Source organism: Escherichia sp. WS2035 (assembly GCF_046487065.1).
GTDB lineage: Bacteria > Pseudomonadota > Gammaproteobacteria > Enterobacterales > Enterobacteriaceae > Escherichia > Escherichia coli.
The window spans coordinates 14,496-38,350 of sequence record NZ_JBJQKD010000016.1; the positions used below are offsets into that span (position 1 = coordinate 14,496).

The 23,855-nt window shown below is 44.4% G+C and carries 27 protein-coding genes; 9 read left to right on the plus strand and 18 right to left on the minus strand.

Annotation, left to right across the window (positions count from 1 at the left end):
* Positions 1–8: 8 nt before the first annotated feature.
* The 8 genes from ACJHX4_RS21455 (at position 9) to ACJHX4_RS21490 (ending at position 8,393) form a co-directional block, all read left to right on the plus strand.
* Positions 9–1,217, plus strand: coding sequence for a DUF4236 domain-containing protein (locus ACJHX4_RS21455; protein ID WP_000506887.1), 1,209 nt, complete (start codon positions 9–11; stop codon positions 1,215–1,217).
* A gap of 17 nt (positions 1,218–1,234) precedes the next feature.
* On the plus strand, positions 1,235–1,702 hold the full coding sequence (gene terW, locus ACJHX4_RS21460) for a tellurium resistance protein TerW (RefSeq protein ID WP_001176767.1): 468 nt from the start codon (positions 1,235–1,237) through the stop codon (positions 1,700–1,702).
* A gap of 462 nt (positions 1,703–2,164) precedes the next feature.
* On the plus strand, positions 2,165–2,803 hold the full coding sequence (locus ACJHX4_RS21465; RefSeq protein ID WP_001388628.1) for a vWA domain-containing protein: 639 nt from the start codon (positions 2,165–2,167) through the stop codon (positions 2,801–2,803).
* Between the two features lie 22 nt (positions 2,804–2,825).
* A complete protein-coding gene (locus ACJHX4_RS21470) occupies positions 2,826–3,467 on the plus strand; it encodes a TerD family protein (protein WP_000116681.1) in 642 nt (213 codons plus the stop codon).
* Positions 3,467–4,105, plus strand: coding sequence for a vWA domain-containing protein (locus ACJHX4_RS21475; protein ID WP_001253658.1), 639 nt, complete (start codon positions 3,467–3,469; stop codon positions 4,103–4,105). Before ACJHX4_RS21470 ends, ACJHX4_RS21475 begins: the two co-directional genes overlap by 1 nt.
* Positions 4,106–4,190: 85 nt before the next feature.
* The gene (locus ACJHX4_RS21480) at positions 4,191–5,231 is read left to right on the plus strand and encodes a TerY-C metal binding domain-containing protein (protein ID WP_001253653.1); all 1,041 of its coding nucleotides are present in this window, start codon (positions 4,191–4,193) and stop codon (positions 5,229–5,231) included.
* Positions 5,231–6,868, plus strand: coding sequence for a PP2C family serine/threonine-protein phosphatase (locus tag ACJHX4_RS21485; RefSeq protein WP_000081622.1), 1,638 nt, complete (start codon positions 5,231–5,233; stop codon positions 6,866–6,868). Before ACJHX4_RS21480 ends, ACJHX4_RS21485 begins: the two co-directional genes overlap by 1 nt.
* A gap of 25 nt (positions 6,869–6,893) precedes the next feature.
* Positions 6,894–8,393 carry a helix-hairpin-helix domain-containing protein gene (locus ACJHX4_RS21490; RefSeq protein ID WP_001284313.1) on the plus strand — a complete coding sequence of 500 codons (1,500 nt, stop codon included), beginning with the start codon at positions 6,894–6,896 and terminating at the stop codon, positions 8,391–8,393.
* 166 nt (positions 8,394–8,559) lie between these two features.
* On the opposite strand, the gene ACJHX4_RS21495 is transcribed toward ACJHX4_RS21490, so the two are convergent.
* Positions 8,560–9,642, minus strand: coding sequence for a hypothetical protein (locus tag ACJHX4_RS21495; RefSeq protein ID WP_001232449.1), 1,083 nt, complete (start codon positions 9,640–9,642; stop codon positions 8,560–8,562).
* 360 nt (positions 9,643–10,002) lie between these two features.
* The gene (locus ACJHX4_RS21500; RefSeq protein WP_001285422.1) at positions 10,003–10,215 is read right to left on the minus strand and encodes an Hha/YmoA family nucleoid-associated regulatory protein; all 213 of its coding nucleotides are present in this window, start codon (positions 10,213–10,215) and stop codon (positions 10,003–10,005) included.
* 170 nt (positions 10,216–10,385) lie between these two features.
* On the opposite strand from ACJHX4_RS21500, the gene ACJHX4_RS21505 reads away from it, so the two are divergent.
* Positions 10,386–11,561, plus strand: coding sequence for a tyrosine-type recombinase/integrase (locus ACJHX4_RS21505; RefSeq protein WP_000795947.1), 1,176 nt, complete (start codon positions 10,386–10,388; stop codon positions 11,559–11,561).
* A 21-nt stretch (positions 11,562–11,582) separates the two neighbouring features.
* On the opposite strand, the gene ACJHX4_RS21510 is transcribed toward ACJHX4_RS21505, so the two are convergent.
* The 16 genes from ACJHX4_RS21510 to ACJHX4_RS21585 all read right to left on the minus strand — a co-directional run bounded on the left by ACJHX4_RS21510 (position 11,583) and on the right by ACJHX4_RS21585 (position 23,787).
* Positions 11,583–11,927: a hypothetical protein gene (locus ACJHX4_RS21510; RefSeq protein WP_001805195.1), complete on the minus strand. Its 345-nt coding sequence runs from the start codon at positions 11,925–11,927 to the stop codon at positions 11,583–11,585.
* Complete coding sequence (locus ACJHX4_RS21515; RefSeq protein ID WP_001198594.1) at positions 11,863–12,768, minus strand: hypothetical protein; 906 nt, start codon at positions 12,766–12,768, stop codon at positions 11,863–11,865. The genes ACJHX4_RS21510 and ACJHX4_RS21515 overlap by 65 nt, the downstream gene beginning before the upstream one ends.
* Before the next feature lie 9 nt (positions 12,769–12,777).
* A complete protein-coding gene (locus ACJHX4_RS21520; RefSeq protein ID WP_000119427.1) occupies positions 12,778–13,740 on the minus strand; it encodes a DNA replication terminus site-binding protein in 963 nt (320 codons plus the stop codon).
* Between the two features lie 90 nt (positions 13,741–13,830).
* Positions 13,831–14,277 carry a hypothetical protein gene (locus tag ACJHX4_RS21525; RefSeq protein WP_000549069.1) on the minus strand — a complete coding sequence of 149 codons (447 nt, stop codon included), beginning with the start codon at positions 14,275–14,277 and terminating at the stop codon, positions 13,831–13,833.
* A gap of 16 nt (positions 14,278–14,293) precedes the next feature.
* Complete coding sequence (locus tag ACJHX4_RS21530) at positions 14,294–14,830, minus strand: hypothetical protein (protein WP_000107168.1); 537 nt, start codon at positions 14,828–14,830, stop codon at positions 14,294–14,296.
* Positions 14,831–14,903: 73 nt separating this feature from the next.
* Positions 14,904–15,161 (minus strand): hypothetical protein, encoded by a 258-nt coding sequence (locus ACJHX4_RS21535; RefSeq protein WP_001371933.1) that lies wholly within the window; start codon positions 15,159–15,161, stop codon positions 14,904–14,906.
* A 7-nt stretch (positions 15,162–15,168) separates the two neighbouring features.
* Positions 15,169–15,759, minus strand: coding sequence for a hypothetical protein (locus tag ACJHX4_RS21540; protein WP_000578892.1), 591 nt, complete (start codon positions 15,757–15,759; stop codon positions 15,169–15,171).
* A 44-nt stretch (positions 15,760–15,803) separates the two neighbouring features.
* Positions 15,804–16,079: a hypothetical protein gene (locus ACJHX4_RS21545; RefSeq protein WP_001004201.1), complete on the minus strand. Its 276-nt coding sequence runs from the start codon at positions 16,077–16,079 to the stop codon at positions 15,804–15,806.
* A 263-nt stretch (positions 16,080–16,342) separates the two neighbouring features.
* Positions 16,343–17,299 carry a hypothetical protein gene (locus ACJHX4_RS21550; RefSeq protein WP_046788424.1) on the minus strand — a complete coding sequence of 319 codons (957 nt, stop codon included), beginning with the start codon at positions 17,297–17,299 and terminating at the stop codon, positions 16,343–16,345.
* Between the two features lie 171 nt (positions 17,300–17,470).
* Positions 17,471–18,409 (minus strand): hypothetical protein, encoded by a 939-nt coding sequence (locus ACJHX4_RS21555; RefSeq protein ID WP_000472043.1) that lies wholly within the window; start codon positions 18,407–18,409, stop codon positions 17,471–17,473.
* Between the two features lie 66 nt (positions 18,410–18,475).
* Positions 18,476–19,396 carry a hypothetical protein gene (locus ACJHX4_RS21560; protein ID WP_000991699.1) on the minus strand — a complete coding sequence of 307 codons (921 nt, stop codon included), beginning with the start codon at positions 19,394–19,396 and terminating at the stop codon, positions 18,476–18,478.
* 68 nt (positions 19,397–19,464) lie between these two features.
* Positions 19,465–20,400, minus strand: coding sequence for a hypothetical protein (locus ACJHX4_RS21565; RefSeq protein ID WP_000691118.1), 936 nt, complete (start codon positions 20,398–20,400; stop codon positions 19,465–19,467).
* Positions 20,401–20,470: 70 nt separating this feature from the next.
* Positions 20,471–21,349 carry a hypothetical protein gene (locus ACJHX4_RS21570; protein ID WP_000762004.1) on the minus strand — a complete coding sequence of 293 codons (879 nt, stop codon included), beginning with the start codon at positions 21,347–21,349 and terminating at the stop codon, positions 20,471–20,473.
* Positions 21,350–21,427: 78 nt separating this feature from the next.
* Entirely contained in the window at positions 21,428–21,949 is a 522-nt protein-coding gene (locus tag ACJHX4_RS21575; RefSeq protein WP_001010933.1) for a hypothetical protein, read from the minus strand.
* A gap of 270 nt (positions 21,950–22,219) precedes the next feature.
* A complete protein-coding gene (locus ACJHX4_RS21580; RefSeq protein WP_000220381.1) occupies positions 22,220–23,452 on the minus strand; it encodes a toprim domain-containing protein in 1,233 nt (410 codons plus the stop codon).
* Between the two features lie 113 nt (positions 23,453–23,565).
* Positions 23,566–23,787, minus strand: a complete 222-nt coding sequence (locus tag ACJHX4_RS21585) for a hypothetical protein (protein ID WP_042634307.1) — start codon at positions 23,785–23,787, stop codon at positions 23,566–23,568.
* Positions 23,788–23,855: the final 68 nt, after the last annotated feature.

The window sequence follows — 23,855 nt, forward strand, 5'->3', positions numbered from 1 at the left end:
AAATCATAATGGGGTTCAGATTCAGAAAGTCGATCAACATTATTCCTGGTGTTCGCCTCAACCTGAGTAACGGTGCACCGAGCCTGAGTGTCGGGCCGAGAGGTGCTTCCGTTTCTTTTGGAAGCCGGGGGACCTATGCCAATCTGGGCTTGCCCGGTACCGGGCTGAGTTACCGTACCCGGCTTGATCGGGCCGCGCGTTCCGGAGGTGGGAACCGGACGGCTACCGACCCGGGGCTCAGACAGGCGCTTGAGGAGGAAGCCGCTGATCTCATGTCAGCGGTGACCGCAATCCGTAATATTCACGAGCTGACGCCGGATCCTAAAACAGGCATCAGCTGGGCAGAGCTGGAAGCAGTATACCTGCATAACAGAACGTCGCCTTTTCAGGTTCCGGCACCGGTGCGTCCAGAAAAGCCAGACTATCTTGCATTGCCGGAAAAGCCTGCCGAGAGCGAAGGCATTAGTTTTCTGGGTAAATGGTTTGAATCGGAATCAGCTAAAGCTGAGCGCCACGCCGAAAATCTTCGCCGGTGGCAGCAGGAGCTGATTGATGTGGAGCGTGAGAATACCCTTCGACAGCACCGGTACCAGCAACAACGGACGGCCTGGGCCGAACAGTATGCAAACTGGAAGTTTGAGGCTGAAGAACATGAAAAACGGCTCGCCACGGCTCAGGCAGATGCCCGGCAGCAGTTCCGGACAGACGCCGCGTTTTTCGAATCATACCTGGCGGGTGTGCTGGCAGAAACTGAATGGCCGCGTGAAACGCTTGTTGCATTTGAAGTAAAGCCGGAGCTATCAGCAGTCCTGCTGGATGTTGATTTAGCTGAGATTGAAGATTTCCCTGATAAGATTTACGGCGTTAATGCCCGGGGCACGGAGCTGACGGAAAAAGCCATGACGCAAAAAGCCGTACGCGAAAACTATGCCCGCCACGTCCATGGCTGCTTGTTCCGCCTGGTCGGTATCGTTTTACATACGCTACCGTTCGACAACGTGATTGTGTCAGGCTTTACGCAACGGGTCAGTAAGCGGACCGGCTATCTGGAGGATGAGTATATCCTGTCCTGCAAATGCAGTCGCAGCCAGATGTCGTCAGTAAATTTTGCAGGCTTAGAACACATTGATCCGGTTGAAGCGTTAGGCGATCACCCGGTTATTCGAAAGATGAGCAGTACCTTCATTTTTCAGCCTATTGAACCACTAACCCTTTAAGCAGGCTAAATCTTACGATGCAATTAAATACCAGACAGGCCCGGATTTTTAAGCTTGCCAACTTACTGGGCACCGGCAAGCCCGTTTCCGCTGCCGACATTATAACCAGTCTGGAATGCTCAGAGCCGACATTAACCCGGGCACTCAAAGAGCTACGCGAGTCATATTCTGCGGAGATCAAATACAGCAAGGCAGGTCATTCCTACCATCTCGTTAATCCGGGCCAGCTGGATAAAAAGACCCTTCGCCGGATGAATGAAGCGCTCGCACAGAATGCTGAACTGAAAACCGGTGAGTCCACAGGGAAGGTCGTACTCGATAAGGATAAAAAAACAGCCGTGTCATTATCGCTACGCATGCGGATTTTAAGAAAAATTGACCGTCTGGCTGCGCTGAGTGGCTCGACCCGAAGTGAAGCGGTAGAGAAGCTGGCTCTGCACTCCGTTGATGAACTGATAAAAGAATACAGCGCTAAAAAGTCCTGACGCTAAATCTCAGACCGGGGTGAAAACCCCGGTTTTGTCATATTTCACCTCTGTATCTGCGTGACGGAGTTTTGATCTATTCTCCTCCCGCAATGTCAGCAGCGCCTTTCTGCCTACAAAACCTGGTGTCTTGACATCCTCTTGTGCTACACATCAATCTTTGGGCGATTTACACTCCATTCATGCAGATCTGTGATGTATGATGATTTTCATACATAAGAAAGTTTATTTTTGCCGGAGTTTTTTTCAGAAATTTATATTCCAGTACGGTCTGAATTTTTTTCTCTGATAAGAGGCCATTCACATGTCGGTAATTCAATGGTGGTTAACTTATTTCTTTAATGCCGCTTCTGAGTATTTAATCTCCACCCGACAGATGTCGTGCCGTTTTATCAAATCTACAAACTCTGGCCTCTTCCTGAAACTACTCTCCTCTTCCGATCTCTTAAGAAGGAATTACATTTGAGACGCTTACCCGTATATCTGCTACTCGACACGTCCGGCTCTATGCACGGAGAGCCTATCGAAGCGGTTAAGAATGGCGTTCAGACGCTGCTTACCACGCTGAAACAGGATCCGTATGCACTCGAAACGGCTTACGTGTCAGTGATCACCTTTGATTCTTCAGCCCGACAGGCAGTCCCCCTGACAGACCTCCTGAGTTTCCAGATGCCAGCACTAACAGCCAGCGGCACCACCTCTCTTGGCGAAGCGCTTACCCTGACGGCCAGCTCCATTGCCAAAGAAGTACAGAAAACGACGGCTGACACTAAAGGTGACTGGCGTCCCCTTGTATTCCTGATGACGGATGGAAGTCCGAATGATGACTGGCGTAAAGGCCTGAATGACTTTAAAGCGGCCAGAACCGGCGTTGTTGTGGCATGTGCAGCCGGGCATGATGCCGATACCAGCGTCCTCAAAGAAATCACTGAAATCGTGGTTCAGCTCGATACAGCTGACAGTTCGACGATTAAAGCTTTCTTTAAATGGGTCAGTGCGAGCATTTCGGTAGGCAGTCAGAAAGTGGAGTCCAGCAAAAAAGAAGTGATCGGTCTTGAAGACCTGCCACCGCCGCCGCCAGAAGTAAACGTGGTCTTATAATTTTATTAATTAAGGGGATGTCATGTCTGTCAGTCTGAGCAAAGGCCAGGGCGTAAGCCTGAAAAAAAATGAATACGATCTCTCGTCCGTTACTATCGGCCTGGGTTGGGATATTAATGAGGAAAAGAAAGGTTTCCTCGGCGGGATCTTTGGTAAAAAAGAAGAAGAATACGACCTTGATGTGATCGCTTTCCTGTGTAATTCAGCCGGAAAGGTGACCGATCTCGGCAATGTGGAAAATGGTAAACCAACGCTTGTGAATGGCGATATCATCTTTTTCAACAGCCTTCGCCATAAGTCAGGAAATATCTGGCTGACGGGCGATAACCGAACCGGAGCCGGTGATGGTGACGATGAGCAAATTATTGTGCGCCTGAATTCCCTTGACGCTCAGTACGAGAAAATTGTGTTCATCGTTCAGATCTACAATGGTGAAAAGCTCCAGCAGCACTTTGGTAAAGTTCAGAATGCCTTCATCCGGGCAGTAGATGCCCGTAATATTGAAATGGCACGATTCGATCTTTCTGGCGGACCCGCCTTCGCCAGCCAGCGCTCCATGGTTTTTGCCGAGCTGATACGCGAGGCTACAGGCTGGAAACTCAGGGCAATTGGTGAGCCTTCAGAATCAGATTCGTTTGTCTCGCACCTGAGGAATTACATGTGATGCGCCGCCTGCCTGTTTACCTTGTTATCGACACATCCGGCTCGATGCGCGGTGAGTCCATCCATTCCGTTAACGTTGGAATTCAGGCGATGCTTAGCGCTCTTCGCCAGGATCCCTACGCCCTCGAAAGCGTTCATATCTCCATTATCACCTATGACAATGAGGCGCGTGAGTTCATTCCTCTCACGCCGCTGGAAGACTTCCAGTTTTCTGACATCGTTGTGCCAAGCGCAGGCGGGACGTTCACCGGTGCTGCCCTTGAATGTCTGATGCAGTGTGTTGAACGGGATGTACGTCGCTCAGATGGTGATACAAAAGGAGACTGGCGTCCTCTGGTATTCCTGATGACTGATGGAACCCCTTCTGATGCCCTGGCGTACGGTGAAGCGGTAAAAGCGATTCGCGGCCGGGGATTCGGATCCATCATTGCCTGCGCCGTTGGTCCTAAAGCAGGCCATGAGCACTTAAAACAGCTTACCGATAAGGTTGTGTCTCTGGAGACGCTAGATTCAACCGCGTTTGCAGGTTTCTTTAAATGGGTATCGGCCAGCGTGTCTTCCGGCAGCACAAGCGCGGGGATCAATAACGGAACTGATACCCTTCCCCCTCCTCCACCAGAAATCCAGCTGGTGCTCTGACAGACAGAAAGGTGCTGCTTTCCGGGCAGCACCTTTCTGTACAGCAACGTTTTCTGCTGGCCGTACCAGCCGTACGAGGAAAATTATGAGACGCCTTCCCGTGTTTTTTGTCCTGGACTGTTCAGAGTCCATGATTGGTGAAAACCTGAAAAAAATGACTGATGGTCTGCAAATGATCATCGGAGATTTAAGAAAGGATCCACACGCACTTGAAACAGCCTGGGTTTCGGTAATCGCATTTGCCGGTGTAGCCCGTACGATTGTACCTCTTCACGAAATTGCCTCGTTCTACCCTCCCCGCCTTCCCGTTGGCGGCGGTACGAGCCTTGGGGCCGCATTGCGTGAGCTGACCGTACAAATTGATACCCAGGTCAGAAAAACCACTCATGAGGCTAAAGGCGACTGGAAACCCGTCGTGTATCTCCTTACCGACGGACGTCCGACTGACGACACAACCGCAGAAGTGAAGCGCTGGAAGGATCACTACGCGAGTAAAGTGAATCTCATTGCCGTTGGCCTGGGGCCGTCAGCGGACCTGAATACCCTGCGGCAACTGACAGAGAATGTCATGCTGTTCACCGAGTCTCAGGAAGGGGACTTTACCCGCTTCATCAAATGGATCACAGCCTCGGTTACGGCGCACAGCCGCAGCGTCGGAGACGACAAACAACCTGAGCTCAGCCAGACTGAATACATAGTCCGGCTGGCCAAGGACGAGCCAGTAAAAGCGTACGACGAAAACTGCGTTACGCTTACCGGCCGTTGCAGCAAGACCCGTCGTCCGTATCTGATGAAGTATGAACGGCCACCAGCAAGGATTTCCGGGCTCGATTTCAGCCTGAACCTGAACAGCTTTAATATTGCCGGATGCTATCCCATCGATGAAGACTATTTTGCATGGTCAGATGCCACCGCTACCGGTTTGCAGGTAAACACCAGCGAACTGCATGGCGTACCGGGTTGCCCTCACTGCGGTAATGCCAGTGCGTTTGCCCTGTGCTCATGCGGAAAATTGCTGTGCATTGACGGCCCGGATGACGTGATCTGCCCGTGGTGTGAAACAGGTCTGTCATTCAGCAATGATGGCGGAAACACTAACTTCGACGTAAACAGAGGGAGAGGTTGATGTCGCAAAATGTTTTACTTGAAGAGAAGATTATCCGCTTAGTGCTGTCTGAGCTGGGCCACCCTGTAGAAGGTGAGCGGCTTTTTCTTCTATCGCACGACCCTTCCCTTACTGAAGAGATTATGCGGCTTAAAGAGCGGATTGAGAGCCTTGCACAGGGTTTATCTGCGCGGGTTAGCGAAGGTTATAACGACGCAGAGATCGCCCCCTCGTCAGCATCCAGCCTTTCCGATCAGCAACAAACGGTCGTAAGTGATGCTGATAACCCGGGCATTGACGCTACCGATACACCATTACTGCAACCCCTGCCAGAAAATGAACCTCATCCTCCGTTCTGGAAGCTGATGCCTTATTACGAATTTGATAAACCAGCACAGAGGGAAGACGAAAACCTGTCTTCCCTGGTATTAAAACCCGGGCAGATACCGACAGGCCAGCAGCGGGCCGGATTAGCTGTGCCACCTGCCGTTCCCCCGAGAGCTAAAATAGTTATTCCCAACGCCCGCGCAGGCGAACGTTTCTCTTCGCCGGTTGCTATAGTTCTGGATGAGGGCCAGCAGGCTACTGTCAGGGACGTTGTCTTTCCCAGGAACATTGGCCTGACCTTTGACAAAGAGCATAAGTTGCTGACAGGTACACCCACCGAAAGCGGCGATATAGAGCTTTCAGTACTCTGGTCATGCGCTTCGCACGACGAATGCGAAACAAAACAGCTTTTTATAGTCAATCCCGATCCGAGAAGCCTGTGGAAGGTGGTAGAGCCACCAGCAGACGCTTCCTACCCTAAGTCCCATCTGGACGCTGCTGGCCTGGTCAGGGGTGACATACGTATTGCTGCCGCCAGTCGCCGGGGACGATCTCATGAGCATGCCGGGAGCTTCAGAGATGACGACTTCTATATCAACCACTGCCAGGAAACAGGATGGTCTGTCATGCTGGTCGCAGACGGGGCCGGTAGTGCGGTAAATTCCCGGGAAGGCTCCCGGATTGCAGTCCAAACGGCTGGCGATTACCTTTTCAATCAGCTCAGTGGTTTGAAAGGCGTCCATCTAAAGCAGCACATCACGGCGTGGGAAGGGAGCGATCAGCAGGCAACCATAAACGCCATGCTTCATCATTTTAAACAGGCAGCTACGCTCGCGGTCAACAGTATCCAGAACGAAGCCATTTGTGCAGAACAACCTGTGAAATCCTATTCAACAACCCTACTGGCAACTGTAGCGCTACGAACTGATAACGAGCTGTTTGCGGCTGCATTCTGGCTTGGTGATGGTGCGATAGGTGCATACAGCCCTTCCGGTAAAGTCAGGATACTGGGAAATCCCGATAGCGGAGAATACGCAGGACAAACCCGCTTTCTTGACCAGAGCATTATCGCAGACCCCTCGTTTAGCGGCCGCATCAGCGTGGGTAAATGGAATGATGTATCTCACTTGATCCTCATGACAGATGGCGTATCAGACCCTCTGTTTGAGACAGATAACGGGCTTCGCAGTGACGAAAAATGGACCCGTCTCCTTGATGAGCTCATCCCTGTCCTTACAGACGCCAGTATTGCGCCTGAGAGGTTAGGCGACTGGCTTAACTTTTTCTCCACAGGGAACCACGATGACCGCACTATTGCGGTGTTGTGGTAAGGGATACGCTTCTTCGGTGATCAATATGGCAAATATTGTTACGTGCAAAACAAAGGACGGCGAAACAGTCCAGTATGTTGACGAGGTAATTGGTTCGGGCTCGATGAAGGATGTTTACTTCTCGCCTGATAAATCATACGTCGTCGCTTTTTATCATAAACCGCAGAACGAGCAGGCCCGGGATCGGATTGATATGATCACCGGACGCTACAGGCAAAACATTTTTGGCCAGTCCGGAGGTGAATACTGGAAGGACCTGTTTTGCTGGCCGACCCACGTTGTTGAGCATGGGGATAAAATCGGCATCGTGGTTCCAACCTACAAAAGCTACTTTTTCTTTAAATACGGCTCTAAAAACGATGATTTTCTTGGCATAAAAGGCCGTGAAAAGGAAGGCAAATGGTTTGCCAGCGCCAGCAACCAGAATAAATTTCTCGACCCACGTGAACGAGGCAATACGCTTACCTATCTCAAGGTCTGTCTGCTGCTAACAAGAGCCGTCAGAAGGATGCATGCGGCAGGTCTCTGTCACAGCGATCTAAGCTATAAAAACGTGCTTATCGATCCAGAAATGGGACATGCCTGCATCATTGACGTAGACGGCCTGGTTGTCCCTGGAAAGTATCCTCCCGACGTCGTGGGCACCCCGGATTTTATCGCTCCGGAAGTGGTGAAAACCAGCCATCTTTCCAAAGAGGATCCGAACCGCGTATTGCCAAGCATTTCTACTGACCGTCATGCGCTGTCGGTGCTTATCTACATGTATCTGTTCTTCCGTCATCCGCTACGTGGCGGAAAAATACATGACATGTCGGATGAAGTACGTGATGAGACCTTATCTATGGGTGAGAAGGCACTCTTCATTGAACATCCGACAGACAAAAGCAATGCAGTCAAAGTCAGTCAGCTATCCTCCTTTTCACTGCCCTGGGCTGACCCGGAGAAAATTCCTTACACCATCATGGGCCCTTATTTGACGCCTTTGTTTGAACGCGCCTTTATTGATGGCTTACACGATGCCAATAAACGCCCGACCGCCGATGAGTGGGAAAGTGCCCTGGTTAAAACAGTCGATCTGATACAGCCCTGCCAGAACAAGGCGTGTGAACAGAAATGGTACGTTTTCTCAGGTAAGACAAAGCCGGTTTGTCCCTACTGCGGTACGCCATACAAGGGTAAATTACCGGTTCTAAATTTATATTCATCCCGAAAGGAAGGCAGTTATCGTCCTGACGACCACCGGTTGATGGTGTGGAGCGGGCAGTCAATCTATGCGTGGCATGTGAATCGCCTCATTGCGCCAAATGAGCGCACAACCGATGCACAAAGGAAACGAGTTGGGTATTTTGTTTTCCATAACGATCAGTGGTGGTTAGTAAATGAAGGCATAAATGGGCTTATGTCATTACCGGATAAACGACAGATTGCCATTGGGGAAAAAATTGAACTGACGAATAACGCTCAGTTTGTTCTGTCAAAGGAGGAAGGCGGCAGGCTGGTCGTCGTTCAGTTAGTTGAAAACTAACGGACGCCCATTACGACTAAAACGTTCTGGCAGCATACTGAACCTGTTTAATGAATCACTATATTAAGCAGTGTCAAATTTAAGCTGCCAGAAAAAACTGACTGTCTGTGCCGGATATGCGGTACACCGCCTGCGGCAAGGGTTTAATGCGCAAAGCCCAAGTTATTTATAAAAGTGAATAATTTTGTGACTCTACCCTGCCGCTCTTCTTTCCAGTGTCATGGTTTTTAACATCTGAAATACTGACATTGTTAAGCCGGTGATTGTAAAAGGCGATGCGGACAATCTCATGAAGATATTCAAGTTCGTTTTGTGTCAAGGACTGGCCTTCCTGGGTTTTTGAAATCATTTCCTGCCAGCAGATCAGTCTTTCGTAACTGACATGTTCGCTGTTTTCCAGGCAGTGCAACCTGAAATAGCGAAGGAACAAAGGAAATTCATCGGTCTGAGCGATGTCATAAGCCCGAACCGTTAACCGACACAGACATACAATCGTATCCTGCTGTAACCTGACTAGCGCGTTATGACTGCCCGGAAGGATATCAGGCAATTTCATCTTACAGTCAGCAAGGCGCTGAAGAAGAGGCCCTTCCTCTGAAGGCTCCCGTCCCCGATACTCCTGAAGAGGTTCAGATTCAAGTTCATGCATTAATGGATGATATAGCCATTCCCGGGAACTGGTCTCATCAATGATCAGGCTTTCAATGCACTCACTGTATGTTGTTTTACGTCGCCCGAGCTGCACCTGACTGATTTCATATTCAATATCAGGAAGATCGATACGCAATGCGGCAACTCTTTCGGAAGGATGAAGATGGTCAAAGGTTAACTTCTCTGAAATGCTGCGATCCCTGTCCAGAAAGACGGCCACACATAAATCATTAACCTTTACGAACAGATCAGCTGTGCCTCCGAACATACTGCCGCTTCCACTAACCTCATTCAGTGAAACCGGCCCACCATCGTCGCCAGCGAGAAGATTTGGGAAACCAAGAACCTGGTGCTCGTTGATGACTTCAATAATCTTTCCCCGGATGGCTTCCATCAGACCATCACAGTCACCGGCTACAGCTGTACTGTGTGAGAAATGCCAAAGCTTGACCTCCCCCTGCTTTGCTAACAGATCAGTTTTGCAAGCGGGGCAGATGCAGTTACAGTCAATACCCCGGCTGACCTCTGTAATATCTAAAAAGAGTCCTGATTCTCGCTGGAGTCCAAATGGAATACCAAATGTATAACTCTTACGCATGGCTGCACCCCGTTTTTGATAATGATTCAAACTATATCCGAAATAACGGAGGAGGATTTCTGTAAAACGTATTAAAAGAAATGATTTTTCCGTCTTCCAGATTAATGTTTGACAAAAATCAAATGAGAGCCTTACAAATATTGAGAGAGAAGTTTAGGTAAAGTAACTTTTATCACTTCTAATAAAATGAAGGAGAATATCGGATGTATTTAGCAGTGGGCTTGGCTTATGATTAAAGTTTTTCTCCGAACTTAATAAACAACTTTAAAAGACAGGCTATTACAATGCCTTTAGCCCCGAAAGGGGCATAAACTATTTTCAAATCTAGGCACAGTCTTTTTGTTGTGCCAATATTAATAATTACTCGCGAACAAAGGTCCACACACTCGCAGGAACTTTGTCATATAACTTTTTCATTGTCAGTTCGGCTTTACGATGATCATAAGCACCAGAAATTTCAAGAGAGGCGACACCCGAGTTTTTTTCACATAACCTTTCAAATACTTTTTCGAGCGTTTCGAACGAACTACACTTACGGAATTTCATTAAATAAGACTGCTTTGTGTCAGACATAATCAACCTTCTTTAGACAGGCCTCAACTGGCCAGGGATAATCTTAATATCATTTTTCACTTAAGCCTAACGATTTCACAACCTTTTTCGTTGTTTCCACCCTGTTCATAACCAGGTACATGAGTGCTAAAATGACCTGTAATTAAAACCAGTGTATCCCGGTGAGCAGGATGAAGAATCAATCAGTGATCAGACAGTTTTCGGAAAGCGAATTGCATCAGCAGCTGGAAACGTTCGGCAACCATGATAAACAGCTTTCACGCTTGATCCGTTACTTTTCCCATCTGAGATACAACACTGCTAAAACCTATCTGCACTGGCTACGAGTATGGAACGAATGGTATCTGGCGAATGCCCGGTTGCATACAGACTGGCCAGTAAGTTCGCTCCCCGTGTCTGAGGACGCTCTGCTTGCGTTTATGGGGCATCTTGAAGGCAAATTGTCACGAAGCAGCATAAACAGCTGTCTTCAGGCCTTAAATAGTATCCATAAAAAAGGGCTTAACCTGCCCGGGATTATTACGTCTGAAGCATGGTACATGCTGGAAGCCTTAAAACAATCGGAAGCCCGGAAGCGAAAGACGACTAAACAGGCAACTCCCTTTCTTATTGGCGATCTCAAGGCTCTGATAAAGTTACGCAGTACTACAAACTCAGTTCGTAAACTTCGTGACCTGTGCCTGATCTGGACAGGCTTTGAAACACTGCTCCGTTCATCCGAAATTCGACGTATACGTCTGAAAGATCTGTCTCTGGATAGTATGACCGGTGAATTTAACCTGACGGTATACCGTACAAAAACGAACATTAGTACACTTCTTACCTACCGGCTGACACGTCAGTTAACTAACTGCCTCTTGAGATTGATGAACCTCGTGAAAATGGATCAGCACAGTCATCCGGATGAATTCCTTTTCCAGGCCGTAAATTTCCATGATACAGGCTATATGCCACCCGGCTGGAAGCTTCGGAGTAAGGGGAATGAGCTATCTGAACTTCTTAAAAGGCATAACCTACCCTATCGTGCTAAGCAAAGTCTTCTGAACGATGAAGATGAAGAAGACACTGTGGACGATGCCGGTATGCTCAGCAAAAATTCCCTTTTACGAGCATTTAAAGAGATGTGGAATGAGCTTTATCCAAATGAGACTAAAACTCGTTACTGGACAGGGCACAGCGTTCGTGTAGGCGGAGCGATACAGCTAAATATTGAAGGTTACTCGCTACCACAGATTATGGAAATGGGGAACTGGTCGAATGAAGAAATGGTTATGCGCTACATTCGTAATATTGAAGCTGGTAAAAAAGCAATGATCAAGCTTATGCGAAATGCCTTTGATGAATAGCGCCCTCACGGGCGCATAACTTTATTTTTTCTTGAACGGGTTAAGTCTGGTGAGATTAGAGAGTGCCCCTCCCGGAGGCAAAATTCCCGTTCTTTTATATTTGTACACGCCATTTAATTTCATTGTCTGGATTCCAAGATTAATAAGCGTGACAAGTTTAAGGGTATACAGAAGTGTAAATTGTGGAGCAACCTGAATAAAAACCAATAACAAGCCTGCACACATTACACGTAGCCATGCCGCGTACTCCATGCTCAGCGGACGCTTGAAATAGAATCTTTCGAGCAAATCAACTGTCTTATTACTGATCCACGCCGCCGCCACGGAGAGTAACAACACGATGCACACCATAATGCCCAGTTCCATTTTCACTCCCTTCTCTTTTAGTCTCTTTAAGTTGAGGCTTAGCCACAGTAGTTTTGTTTTTTGCTTTTTTCTTAGGTTTGGTATGATGAAACAGAAAACAATCCACCATTACCCAACCATTTTTATATCGAGCCACCAGCATCTTCTGGCTGGGGTAATGAGCATGAAACAGCATTTTCACGTCCATGGTGCCCATCAACGACTGTTTGCGCTTTAGCTCATCCTCAGCCATCTGAAATTCTTGTAAGAATTCTGAAGACAGACGCTGACGCAGGATTCTTATGGCACTGGAGTTTTCATCATTCTTTGCCAGATGCCCGAAGCGTACTAGTGCCTTGTGGGTTATCTGGATGGGTCCCAGATGAGAGCTGAGCTGTTCGTACTGCCAGAAGTAGGTCAAATCCACCTTAACCCAGCTGATGCTGTCCAGCAGAGCCTCGTTCATGATGGTTCCGGACATTGGTACCATTGTCAGCCTGGCCAGACGCATATGTATGTAGTCCGTAAGCAACCTCAGCGACTCAGGAACGTTTTTATTGAGCAGGAGATGCTGAAGCACCGGGGTTGCGGTCTGCCAACACAGATTGCGCCCGTCAGGCAGGAAAGCAAACTTTTGATCGTCAGGCGCAGAGTTCGAAGCGTTTTCCTTACGAAGCAAAAAATAATGGCCGCACAGCAGCTCTGCTCTTACCTGGTCCTCGTCAGGGTCATGTCGGGCTTTACTTAGATCAACGGTAAGCACAACGCGGTTAATCGCATCAGCGTGATATTTTTTTACCCAGACGCAGACACGATAGAGACGCTCATCGATTTTCTGGCTGGCTGTGGAAATCCATTGCATTGTTGTTCCTTAATTTTCGGGGCTGACAATGAAAATGCCCAGCTCAGCCCCCGGCACGAGTTCTGTATATTTCAGGCTCAGCTTCCGTTGGTTGGACGGGCCCTGGCTGTTTTCAGGAGCCCAGTCAGAGAGCGTTTTTAATTGAGGTATGTTGCCTGCTGCGAAAATGGGCAAGGATGCTTTTACTACTGAATAATCAGTCTCAGCATATTTATTCCCGTTTCGTTCCTGCCCTTCAGGCCTAAATGCAAAAATGTGAGCAATCGGAACAGGGAAAGAGTTAGTTCGACAAAGGCGATAAGATTCGCCCTGCTTCAGTGGGTGAAATTCAAGACGGTGTAAAGCCTTATCGATATTAGACACGACATTCAAATTGGTAGTTGCTACATTTTTTACTTCTGAGGCTCTCCTGCGCTCCAACAAACTCACAAGTTGCTCTGCTGTTTTAACTTCCTGGTTTCGGTTTAGCCGCCATGAAAAAGTAACTTTTTTAAGCTGGGACTTGATGAAAAGGACATTTCTTGTTGAGTGCATAGCGACAAGGCCCGGGAGCTTCTTGTGCACTTTATCAAAACGGACATTCTTTTTATTATCGATACGCCTCATTGCCGCAGCAAAATCATTTTTTGCTTCATTTATAGATGTGATCAAGCTTTCGAGAAGATCTGCTCTTTCTGGGACAATGATAAGACCCGGGTATTTAGTGGTCACTTTGGTGGAATCATGACTTAATGACTCTATGTCATCCACACAGATGTCAGTAAGTGCCTGAATAATTTCCTCAACCGAAGCATCGTCTTTAACACTAACCCTGATGGGTTTAACCTGCTTCAGTCGCTCTTCTGTTCGAGATACGGTGGAGACAGTCATCAGGTTTGCCATCAGCGGGGGGGTGTTCGAAAGAAAACACTTAAGCGAGTCGATACGTTCCAGAATCTGGTCACGAAAATAGGGCAAATCGTCATAACTCATACGTTTCTCCAGGCTCATGTTATTTCAAATCAATTTTGCTGCCCTGGCTGACCTTGCAGAACATAAATGTCATGTAAACCTCTAAAGAAGTCATTTTGAAACAGCTTTCACAGCATGCGATTTATGTTCGATAGGGCTCATGAACAAAGGATGATAATGGAGACGCCATGGATAGTGGATAGTCTTACCCACCTGGGTGATCCGATTGAGGCGAAAACGACCATTTATACAGTCAACTGACCAAAGCCCGGGAGAAACTAACCTCTTCCAGCGGTAAAAAGAGAAACCTGCAACACAGAGGTCATGCTCCAGGAAATGTTGAGTTTCGACGACGCGAACTTTTATCAAAAACCCCAGCATTGGCGAAAACCAGATCAACAACCATGTTGGCGGCAGGATGACTTTGTTCAGGAGATGATCTGTCATAAGCAAGGCAGATAACATCAGAAAACTGATAGTCAACCACAGGGCCATCCAACCGGCCCATACGCGGCTCTGACAGGGTTTCCATTCGAGAAGAAAAAGTTTTTTATGCATTCTGCCCCGCCTAATTTTAATGTATTGCCGAAGTATGCTGCATCATGATGGTGGTGCGGGGAAAGATTTCAAACTTCCACAATTCTGAAGCCGTGTTCCAACCATGAAAGATCCCGTCTCCACAGCGAGTGTTAAAAGCAAGAATTTCATCCCTGACCTGGTAAGCGAGCACTTCTGGCATATCAATAAATTCAGGTAAGGAAAGAAGAATCCCATGGATAACTTCTCCGGTTAACTTACTCATAACCTCTTCCTCAGACAGGGCAGCGTCCGGGAACAAACACGACGGAAGTGAAAAACAACATAGGTCAAGACCAAGAGCAGCCCTTCCTGCGTCGTAGCCTTCTTCATTAACGACAAAACGAAAGAATTTTTCAGCCTCACCCAGTAATGTTGACGGTCCTTCAGACGGAACTTCAATACCACTGAAGACTTTATCGGTCCAGTTGGTAAATGGACTGGTGAAAACCCAACAAATTAAGGATAACGCCAGCTCTTCCTTAAACATACGTTCAGTGCCGGTTGTTCTGGAAAGTTGCTTTTGAGTACTCATGTTTTACCTGTTGCATGAAATTATTGATGTTATATAAACACAACCGGCATTTTATCTAATAGGTTTGAAAACACTAAAAATCGCAAATGCTGGTACCTTTCTGTTTTAAGAGATTTTCAAGGTAAAGTGAGGCGAGATCAATTGGCTGGTTCTCTTCAAGACAGGCTCGCACAAGATCTTCAATAGAGACCGAATCAACCCCCCTTCCCTGTAAAATTTCTTTAGCAGATGCCAGCGTTTTATGAACGCTTCGACTTAGTTGTAATCTGACTTGTGTGCGGGTATCAAAAAGACAATCTTCTGTGACACTTTGTGAAACGGTTCTACTCATTGAAAAATCACTCCATTTCTGGGATCGAATGAAAATTAACAGCTATAGATGTATCAGGTTTCCCATTTTCTACGATACTCAACCACGTACGCGCTGAGATTTGTTGTTCACAGACGAGTATGTAACCTGTTCCCTGTTGATGATGTAGCTCAAGAGCTTTTAGGATAGGCCCTGAATGAGGTCCGAGAGCATCACGCGTGTGAATAAGCGTTTGCTCTGGCAATACGTTGCTAAGCATAGACAGCAGAACATTACGCTCATCCTCATTATCCGACAAAACAAGAATTATACGAAAACCCGTTTTTATACGAAATCTGATCTCTGAAACTAACTTTCTTAATCTTAATTTATATATGACCAGGCGGAATCGAGTCATCAGTAAAGAAACCACTGTGAAGATAACGATTACTGCGCCATATTTTGACCTGTAGAACCACCAGTTAAGGCCTCCAGCAACTATCAGGATTAACATTAAAATTAAACTCCCATAGAAAAAAAGTGCTGGGTAGCGAGTTGTCTTTCCTTCAATTAGTGCTGAGGCAAATATCAAAATGGATATTCCGTAAATTACCCAGTCAAAAATACTTTCTCCAATCATTCTTTAGTGAACATCCTTAAAAGTGGAAATGTAGGTTTATGGGTTTATGCATTTTCCTGATGGCCTTGACAACCAAGGATTTCACAGAAATTGTCACAGTGTGAAGCTGTAACAAAGCGCTCTCCACGTTCGAATCGCTCAACCAAATCCTTTCTTACTTCACTTCCAGGTTTCTGGAAGATGTACTCAAGCTGGAGATCCTCGGCCGTAGAAAGTAGTCGTTCTATGCTGAAATCAACATGGTAAAAGCAAAACTGATTATCAACCGGGGGAAAGTTGCTTTTGGTACTGTTCTCGTTTTTGGATTTTAGTTCATTCATGAGCTCTCCTTAGTTGAGAACAGTATACAAATCTCTTTAGGGATTTTTTTTCGTTAATAGCACTTTTTTGAGTTTAAAGAGTATGTTCATACCAGAGCATTAGAGGCTACGAAAAGGATAATGGAATTAGAAAGATAGATTTTAAGTGGTGATGTAAGGTGGGATAGGTAGAAGAGGAGTAGACGCTTGTAAGCGAGGCAAAAAAAAGGCACGGAAACCGTGCCATAAGAGTATGTGAGAAAAAATCAAAATCAGGGAAAGAATCAAGCAGCTTGTGAAACTGAATCTCCAACTGCAAGATTTAAATTTCTTAGGTTATCGAAAACTTCAGATACTAAGTCATTACGGTCGTGGATTTTAATCCGCCCACCGGTTAACTCTGAAACATAAACGGTATGGCAGAGGTCAGTAACCACTTCGCCGTATTCATCAACGACTTCCAAAGATGCAATCATCGGAATATAAGAAGCCGCAGCATAGCTCTCATAAATACTTATTATGGAGTCATTGTTGCGTCGAGAAATTACCCTACCAGAAGGTAAAGCCTCATCTTCCATATAGCAATCAGATAGGTCCTCACAGAAGTCATTTTCTTTAAGTGAAATATTAAGGGTCAATTCACTGTTGATAGAGCGTGAATAAGAATATTCACTCAGTTTATAGCAAGCCAAACTAATATCACTAAAAGTTTCATAAGCTTTATAGAGGCTCGATGTTATAGACTCAGATACAAATGTTATTAGTCCAATAAAATGAGTATCCCAGAACTGTTGCAAAGCAAAACGGGCAATCATAACCTGACCATCAACCTGCATCAGTCTGTTATATTCATCCCGGTCATAACCTTTCGACTGAGAAACATCATTAGACATGCTAAGAACTTCACTACAAACATCATCATATTCAAAACGACTAGTTGCAAAGTGTTTTCCTGAAATTTCAAGGTACTGACCAGAGACTGCGTCAAACACCTCAAGAAAGTAACAGAGTCGCGATTTTAAAGATTCTCTGTTTAAAGCTTCTATTTCATTCTCAGAGATACTATCGACATATAAATCAACAACATTCTTGAGTTCAATAGCTTTGATATTACAGGTAAAAGAAAGCTCGTCACTTTGACAATGGCAAACACTTAATACTATATCCGCCTCATCAAAATCTATGCCAAGATAACTCAGAACTGCTCGGACATAGTTTTTATCATCAGATGAATGTGTCATATACACTACCTCGAATTTGAGAGGAAGTGCCCCAGAAGGGAAGCGACTTCCCCACTGGGTTAGATAAAAATTTGGTTAAGCTAAAAGAAGATGCCAGCGACAGATTTTACATTGTCATAGACAAGTGTCTTCAGCCAACCAAAGTTACTTTTTTGGACTGAAGCAAAAGGATCATTGAGACGCGTTACGAAAATCGTCAAAAGCTTCAGTTATTAGTAATGTGCGATCAGTTACTCTGTATCGGTCATTACTTTCGAGAGATACGTAAGTTGAATGCGAAGAATCACAGACAACACGCCCTCTTTTATTGATCAATCTTACTTCCATCATCACCGGCACATTGATAATTGAAGCAACATCGGTATAGAGGGATATGAGGGCATCATTGTCACAATATAACGCCCCGTTCCCATCAAATGTATCGTTAAACTTAATATATATATCTGGCATATTTGCCGGATAATCATCAGTATTGAAATCAATGCATAACTTTAAGTCATCATTAATACGGCGATTAATCTTATGCTGCCCTACACGTACAAAGCCATGTTCAACAGCTTTGATAATCCTTAAAGTTTCATTAAGACAATCTGTAATTCTTTTCTCGACAAATGAGATAAAGTCACCAAAGTCGGAATGAAAAAACTGTTTAAGTGCAAATTTCGCAACTAACACTTTCCCATCCACCTTCATTTTATCGAGATAAAGATTTCTTATAGCATCAGTAGAAGAATTAGCTTTAGATAACTCTTCACAGTCATTAATAATCATTGAAACAATATCAATAACTTTAACTGGGCTTAAAGTATTACTATATCCGCGAATATCAAACGTAAAAAATCCGAAATTCTTAAATACTCCAAGAAAATAAATTATTTTTTGTTTCAAAAGAATAGAATCGGAGTAAGATGCGTTGTGCTTTATTAGCTCAGATATGTAGAGATCCAACATACAATTTAAATTATCGATATCTACATCGTAATCAAAGGTTACTTTGTCGAACGAAGTATCAGATAATTGAACGGTTATATCGTCAGCGGAAACATTAAGGCCTAAATTTTGATAAAGAAAGGCACTAACAAATTCCACGTGGTCAGATTCTTTAAACATTTACACTACCTCATGACTAAAAAGGAAGTGCTTCCCACCGGGAAGCAGGTTCCCGGATGGGTTAGATTAATTATAAAAGAGTTCTTCAGAAGGTACATGCATTTCTGGTTTGAACTGTTTTAAGGAGTTGTTTATAGCTTTTCGATATAACCCTGAAGAGTGTGGCTTAAACATTTGATATTCCGTAACGAGCAGAGGAGACGTAAAGCATCCTAAGTTCACTAGTGAAATACTTGATGTTTCTTCACAAACATCTAATTCAGCGTATATCCGCCTCTTCATTACCCTGCCTGCTAAATAGCGACGAACATGATTTATAAACTTGTCCGCATCTGATATAGAATTAACTATATAATCAGATGTGACTATCTGATTAGATACAGTTTCAGGTATAGCTTCGGCTATTATTTTTACGTTCATTTCATAATCAACACTATGGAAGCAAGCAAGAATTTGTGGCTTCGCGCTTTCTAAAATCTTTTCAAGAACAGAAAAAATCAGAGAGAACTCGTTTAAAATTCGCTTTTGTATAAGTCCATGTAGATGTTTTATGAAAGGAGAACCGTGTTCAACAAGGCCTAGTATAAGATCCTTAGAGGCCAAATCTGAGCGGTAATAAACGTATTCTAGATTATCCCGGTTAAATCCTTTGAAAAGCAAATCAGGCTGCTCTGAGACCAGTCGTAAATGAGTTGAAGCTATAGAAACTTCAAAACGAAAGTTCGCGAGATTTACAGGACCTGCTTTTAATGTAGCCGCTTCGGAAAAATAAATGAAAAGAGGATGCAAATCATCGTTACCACTGTAAAGATGGTCTGCACCCTTAAGATATTTCACCAAATGAGGTAGAAAAGATATTACTGGAATATCAGCCACAAATCGAATATGCCGAAATGGTTTTGAATCCAAATATATATTTTCCACTACAGCGCCAACAAAACCCATTTTAACAAGAATAGATTCAACTAACTTTTGTATAGCATTCATTTCAATACCCTCTTAATAGAGGGATTTCTCCCATAGGGAGAAATCCCTATGGGAGAAAATAATTTTAATTAATAATTATAGCGAAGCGCATGTTCTTTTTCACTAAGATGGTTTTCATATTCCGACTTACCAGAACTTAAACACTCTTTGAAAAAGACCTTTGAAAAATTCTTCAAGTCACTTCGGTTATTAATTTCTTTGTCAGACATCAACTTAGCTGAGTGTGAGGTATCAACAGGCCCCAACCACCATTCATATTTAATATAAACACAATTGGTTTGTGTATGTCCATTTAGAAATCGTTTTGCATTTCTAAGTATTTTTCTACAACCGTTAAGGTCTGAAAGTAAGATATCTGGAGCAATGAGCTCTTCCAGAATATGACCAGGTAAGCCTTTCCTAAAAAGCTCAACATCGTAACTACAATACCAGTCACGATAATTAAAAGCTTTAATAAGTCTTTCAGGTGTATCCAAAGATATCTTATTCAGGATTTTTAATGCAAAGCATACAGCATCTTTTAACAACTCGTGCACCTCAACATTGATAAATGAGAAAAACGAGCTTAATTCTTTCTCTAAGGAATTATACAACTTACCGTAAATATCCTGAGAAAAAAGATACTGCAATCTTTCTTTATTATAAGTGCAATTCGAAATTGAATAGACTTCTCCTCTTTCGATTTTGCACCCTTCCCTTAAAACTATAGGAAACCTCAAATGGTTAACAAAGAAAGAATGATTCTTTCTTTGCTTCAAAGCATCTAATTGAAATTTCGTAATTTCCTCCAGATTTGCATCTTCAAAACCTGGAAAGGGAATATCACAGAAACAAGAACTATATGCTTTTGCTGATTCATACATAAACTCCAGTGAAACATCAGCATCAAAAGACATACCAGAGAACATGCCCTGCCCATTGTCTAAAAATGTAATGTTTTTAACCTGTATTTTTTTATGTTGAACAACCAAAAAGGCATTAATGATTTTTTCGATAATTTTCATGTGATCCTCTCTCAATAAAAAAAGGGATCACTCCCATATGGGGTGTGATCCCCACATGGGTATAATTTAATTAAAAATCTGTAAGACCTAAATCTTTATTTCTACCACAAACTGTAGAAGATATAAGACGTTTTACTCGCTTTCGAGCACTTCGGCCTGACGTATCTTTCAAGTACATCGGTAATGACAATGATGAAATTTGATTACTTCGCTTATGATGGCAGACTATATAGCCCTGCCTCCACCCCGAACGCACAAACTCACGGATGCGGTTAATATATGCCGAAGCTTGAGATTTTGTACTTATCGATTCAGAACACTTTAAGTTCTGTTCGATAGAGTAAAGCTCAGCCGCCATGAATTTCACCTCATACAGCTCATCGCCATAACTTATAGTTTTCAACAGCTCTTCCTTTTCCCGAATGAAAAATACTTGCTGCATTCCAAGGATCAGGTCATAGGCCTCTCGAAAGAGGTCGATAAGCTTATTACGAACATAAATCATAAACTCCTCAAAGTGCTGAAGCCAGAAATAAGCCGCATTACTTATTTGTGAATTGTGAGAACAAACAAGCCCTTTAGCAAGCTCGACCTCTTCCTCCCGAAAAGTAAAGTTACTTTTCTTAAACCGACTTTGTTCAAAAATGCTTTGATGCATTTCTATCCATACAGAAACAAAACCGAGGGATTCAAATTCTTCGTTTAACAAATGTAAACTTTCGAAGATTTTCTGAATTTCGATCCCGATGTCATATGACAGTGGACATTCTTTTATAGAATAAACATAACCGGGTAGGAAGTGAGATAAATGCTCAGTTCGCAAATATAAACTGAATTTAAGTTCTGTCAGTGGTTGTTTCAAAGATAACTTAGATGATTCGCTTATATTTACTGGTTCAACGCCATTTCTAATCAAAATAGCTTTTACCAGGTCCGTAGCTAACTTCATACAGCCTCCATTCGTTATTGAGGCCTCCCTGATGCAGGTTGGCCATCAGGGAAAATATGTAAATCAATTAGCAATCAATCAGACCGTTGCCATGACATTGTCAATGTATCTGACAAGGGATGGGCGGTCGTCCTGTAAGGCAAAACGGCGAAGGTCATCAAGATTATACGCAGGAAGATAATCAGCGTAACCTCGAATACGAAGGTCCTCAACCACAACTTTTATATACTCAAATCGTCCAAGATTCCCTTTTAATGGGGGTTTTCCTGGACTAGACAGCATATCGTCTGCTTGCTCCCATGTGATTTCTTTAGCTTCACCACTATGTAGATCAAGATGGACATATATGAATGACTTATAATCTCCACGGCAACGAAGATAATATTTCGGATAGAAATATTTGTCACAACGCAACAAACACGTTCCTGAAGGACGAACTACGTACAACAGGTTTCTGTCATTTTCTAATATGCTATGTTTCAAAATCGTTATATCTATCTCATTATCATGCAGCAAATAGCATGACGATGGTTCATTGACGATGCGCGATTTTATAACAGCAGCAAATTTATTAAAAACTTCGTTAATTTGAAAATTCATTAAAATGCTCTCCGATGTAAAACGACGAGCATCACCATAACGGTAATACTCCCGTTATGGGTTTTAATAGTTTATGGAATAACCATGTCATACAACCGACCATAGCCAGTAGTACCGCACATTTATTTAACTGAGCAAGCATCTCAGCCGTGAAAAGACCTTAAAGGCAGGTAATTATCACGAAGGAAAGCGGTTATCTTATCAATACAATTTTAAAATATAATATTGATAAGATAACCCCCCCCGCAAAAAGCGGGGGAGTTATCGTTGTTACAGCTGATTAAGACATTCAGGAGCCCAGTGAATCGGGAATCCATCCTGCCCTGTTAACTGGAGAACATCGTTCCAGTCGATACCCTTTTTCCCATCAGGAATATCTTGTGCTGGTTCGAAGACTTCAATTGTCAGCTTTGATGCGGGATATCGTTTAGCCAAAAACTCAACCATGCGGCTTTGAAGTCGCTGAGCAGCTTCAATACCGGCACGAGTGCCTTGTGAGTTAGCAATATCCTTATCCGCCCAGATATAAAAGTTTATAGATTTTACATCCGGCGGAGGCAGTAAAAAATCAGGAACAGTAACGTTTTCAAGGCACCATGCGGAGCTGGCTGCCCAGCATGGTGTTGAAGTCGCTTCTACAACAGAAAGCGCGTTCTCGATCCCTTCAGCCACTCCCAGTGTCCAGGTCGAACTACCTGAATCATAGTGAGGGTCAAACAACTGAATTGAGCCACCTGTCATATCGGCAGGAGGCTTCATCATCAGCTTTGGATTTTCTACAGGTGCCTTATCACCATTTTTGTCTACGTATGTTCTATGAATAGTCAGAGGCCGACCTCGGGTGTCACGATAGATCGCAATCATTCCCGGATAGATAATCGATTTCTGCTTATCTTTATCCCAATAGTAGATCCGGTTATTAAAGCCTAAATCCTTTGGTAAGTGACTCAGTAAGCGGGAGATCCCACGATTACGGAGGTACAAAGCAACAGGAGTATTAGGCTTGATTTCACCGGTATAGTGATACATCACATCAAGTTTTCGCATTCGCTTTGCCACTTCCTCTCGGTCAAGAGTTTCTGTGGCACGAACTGCTGATTTATAGCGTCGTTCATTTTCAATGTCGGCGTCAGTTAACGGAGCATGCAGATCCATCCCGAAAAAATCTGAGAGAATCTTTTTGCAAGTCTGCGTTTTACTTAATTCATAATATTTCGCCAGAACATCAATTCCGTCGCAAAACTCATTTACCGGAAAGTCATTATGGATCGCACATCCGGTATAAAGGTCTTTTTGTCGGAAACGAAACTTCGATTTCCCTGCGCCAGTAAACGGGCAAGGAACCTGGCTCGGGGCTTTTGCACAAGCGTCTTTGAAAGCAGGTATTCTTTCGAATATATACTTCCAGCCAGACACTTCAGCAATTCGAGCATGAACGAGTTTAATAAAGTGTTCAGATACTTCCTGTGGATTACGACGAAGAGCCGGGGATGCATAAGTCATGATGATCTCTCTTATCTGGCATTGTGAGTTTCTCAATGCCTTCTGCGGTGCAGAAGACAGGGAGAAACCCACAACGCAGAATTTAAGAAAGAGGGCCCGGGGGCCCTCAACATTTATGCTTCAGTCGTGAAGCCATTATTCTCAAGACACTGTATGTAGTTATCTACAAGTAACGCAGCCTGCTGGCTATTACCCTCCGCTATAGTGACTTCGCGGAAGATTCTTTCCTGAGGGCTATCATTGCTTATAACTTCACCAACACGTCCGAAAATACGGACTTTATGCATCGCACCGACTTTTTCATGTTCTACACGGTAAGTTTTTATCTGAGTCATATTTTGCTCCTTATTCCTTCATGGAGCAAAAAGACCCACCGGGGCCTTTTGCCCCGATTGGGTAGAGT

What these genes read in the sequence shown, in the direction of transcription:
- ACJHX4_RS21555 (WP_000472043.1), bottom strand. Translation starts at nt 18,409, where the DNA reads ATGTTTAAAGAATCTGACCACGTGGAATTTGTTAGTGCCTTTCTTTAT.
- ACJHX4_RS21500 (WP_001285422.1), bottom strand. Translation starts at nt 10,215, where the DNA reads ATGTCTGACACAAAGCAGTCTTATTTAATGAAATTCCGTAAGTGTAGT.
- ACJHX4_RS21490 (WP_001284313.1), top strand. Translation starts at nt 6,894, where the DNA reads ATGGCAAATATTGTTACGTGCAAAACAAAGGACGGCGAAACAGTCCAG.
- ACJHX4_RS21520 (WP_000119427.1), bottom strand. Translation starts at nt 13,740, where the DNA reads ATGAGTTATGACGATTTGCCCTATTTTCGTGACCAGATTCTGGAACGT.
- ACJHX4_RS21510 (WP_001805195.1), bottom strand. Translation starts at nt 11,927, where the DNA reads ATGGAACTGGGCATTATGGTGTGCATCGTGTTGTTACTCTCCGTGGCG.
- ACJHX4_RS21580 (WP_000220381.1), bottom strand. Translation starts at nt 23,452, where the DNA reads ATGACTTATGCATCCCCGGCTCTTCGTCGTAATCCACAGGAAGTATCT.
- ACJHX4_RS21575 (WP_001010933.1), bottom strand. Translation starts at nt 21,949, where the DNA reads ATGAATTTTCAAATTAACGAAGTTTTTAATAAATTTGCTGCTGTTATA.
- ACJHX4_RS21565 (WP_000691118.1), bottom strand. Translation starts at nt 20,400, where the DNA reads ATGAAAATTATCGAAAAAATCATTAATGCCTTTTTGGTTGTTCAACAT.
- terW (WP_001176767.1), top strand. Translation starts at nt 1,235, where the DNA reads ATGCAATTAAATACCAGACAGGCCCGGATTTTTAAGCTTGCCAACTTA.
- ACJHX4_RS21545 (WP_001004201.1), bottom strand. Translation starts at nt 16,079, where the DNA reads ATGAATGAACTAAAATCCAAAAACGAGAACAGTACCAAAAGCAACTTT.
- ACJHX4_RS21560 (WP_000991699.1), bottom strand. Translation starts at nt 19,396, where the DNA reads ATGAATGCTATACAAAAGTTAGTTGAATCTATTCTTGTTAAAATGGGT.
- ACJHX4_RS21530 (WP_000107168.1), bottom strand. Translation starts at nt 14,830, where the DNA reads ATGAGTACTCAAAAGCAACTTTCCAGAACAACCGGCACTGAACGTATG.
- ACJHX4_RS21480 (WP_001253653.1), top strand. Translation starts at nt 4,191, where the DNA reads ATGAGACGCCTTCCCGTGTTTTTTGTCCTGGACTGTTCAGAGTCCATG.
- ACJHX4_RS21515 (WP_001198594.1), bottom strand. Translation starts at nt 12,768, where the DNA reads ATGCAATGGATTTCCACAGCCAGCCAGAAAATCGATGAGCGTCTCTAT.
- ACJHX4_RS21505 (WP_000795947.1), top strand. Translation starts at nt 10,386, where the DNA reads ATGAAGAATCAATCAGTGATCAGACAGTTTTCGGAAAGCGAATTGCAT.
- ACJHX4_RS21550 (WP_046788424.1), bottom strand. Translation starts at nt 17,299, where the DNA reads ATGACACATTCATCTGATGATAAAAACTATGTCCGAGCAGTTCTGAGT.
- ACJHX4_RS21475 (WP_001253658.1), top strand. Translation starts at nt 3,467, where the DNA reads ATGCGCCGCCTGCCTGTTTACCTTGTTATCGACACATCCGGCTCGATG.
- ACJHX4_RS21470 (WP_000116681.1), top strand. Translation starts at nt 2,826, where the DNA reads ATGTCTGTCAGTCTGAGCAAAGGCCAGGGCGTAAGCCTGAAAAAAAAT.
- ACJHX4_RS21585 (WP_042634307.1), bottom strand. Translation starts at nt 23,787, where the DNA reads ATGACTCAGATAAAAACTTACCGTGTAGAACATGAAAAAGTCGGTGCG.
- ACJHX4_RS21485 (WP_000081622.1), top strand. Translation starts at nt 5,231, where the DNA reads ATGTCGCAAAATGTTTTACTTGAAGAGAAGATTATCCGCTTAGTGCTG.
- ACJHX4_RS21535 (WP_001371933.1), bottom strand. Translation starts at nt 15,161, where the DNA reads ATGAGTAGAACCGTTTCACAAAGTGTCACAGAAGATTGTCTTTTTGAT.
- ACJHX4_RS21525 (WP_000549069.1), bottom strand. Translation starts at nt 14,277, where the DNA reads ATGCATAAAAAACTTTTTCTTCTCGAATGGAAACCCTGTCAGAGCCGC.
- ACJHX4_RS21495 (WP_001232449.1), bottom strand. Translation starts at nt 9,642, where the DNA reads ATGCGTAAGAGTTATACATTTGGTATTCCATTTGGACTCCAGCGAGAA.
- ACJHX4_RS21540 (WP_000578892.1), bottom strand. Translation starts at nt 15,759, where the DNA reads ATGATTGGAGAAAGTATTTTTGACTGGGTAATTTACGGAATATCCATT.
- ACJHX4_RS21455 (WP_000506887.1), top strand. Translation starts at nt 9, where the DNA reads ATGGGGTTCAGATTCAGAAAGTCGATCAACATTATTCCTGGTGTTCGC.
- ACJHX4_RS21570 (WP_000762004.1), bottom strand. Translation starts at nt 21,349, where the DNA reads ATGAAGTTAGCTACGGACCTGGTAAAAGCTATTTTGATTAGAAATGGC.